The organism is Treponema sp. R6D11 (assembly GCF_054786075.1).
The window spans coordinates 1-887 of the sequence record NZ_BDHD01000455.1; the positions used below are offsets into that span (position 1 = coordinate 1).

An 887-nucleotide genomic window follows, 5' to 3' on the forward strand; every position below is an offset into this window, starting at 1 on the left:
GAGCAAGGCGACGCGCGCGCTGCCGTTTGAAATTAGCGATTCGAAAAACACGCGCGAAGAAGTCCGCTTGCGACACCGGTTTCTCGACCTGCGAAACCCGGCCGTAAAAGCCAATATACTTTTGCGATCTGAAATAATCGGTTATTTGCGGGAAAAAATGCAGGAACACGGTTTTACCGAATTCCAAACGCCGATTTTAACTTCGTCCTCGCCTGAGGGCGCGCGGGACTACCTTGTGCCAAGCAGAAAACACCACGGCAAATTTTACGCGCTTCCGCAGGCTCCGCAAATTTTTAAACAGTTGTTAATGGTTTCGGGTTTTGACCGCTACTTTCAGATAGCGCCGTGCTTCCGCGACGAGGATTCCCGCGCGGACCGCTCACCGGGCGAATTTTATCAGCTTGACTTTGAAATGTCCTTCGCGGAACAGGAAGATGTTTTGCAGATAGCGGAAGCTGTTCTGCATGGCACTTTCAAAACTTTTTCCGACAAAGAAGTAAGCCCCGCCCCCTTCCCCCGAATCTCCTACGCGCAATCAATGTTGAAATACGGAACGGACAAGCCCGACCTACGCAACCCTCTCGTCATCGAAGACCTGACCCAGTTTTTTGCGGACGTTGAATTCGCGCCGTTTAAAAATATTCCCGTAAGGGGCATTGTCGCACAAGGCGCGGCATTGCAGTCCAAGTCCTTCTTCGAGAAGATGCTCGTATTCGCAACGGAAATCGGCATGAAGGGGCTCGGTTACATTTCCGTCCTTGAAGACGAGTCGCTCAAGGGGCCAATCGTCAAATTCCTTTCGGCGGAAAAACAGGCGGCGCTGCGGAAAAATCTTTCCCTTAAAAAAAGCGACACCCTTTTCTTTATAGCGGATTCCCCAAAACTGG

1 protein-coding gene is annotated in these 887 nt (G+C 51.1%); it reads left to right on the forward strand.

Annotated elements, in window-relative coordinates; all coding sequences use genetic code 11:
* Nucleotides 1-67: 67 nt before the first annotated feature.
* On the forward strand, nt 68-887 hold an 820-nt coding region (locus tag ACYVTD_RS13920), incomplete at its 3' end, for an amino acid--tRNA ligase-related protein (RefSeq protein ID WP_461248323.1).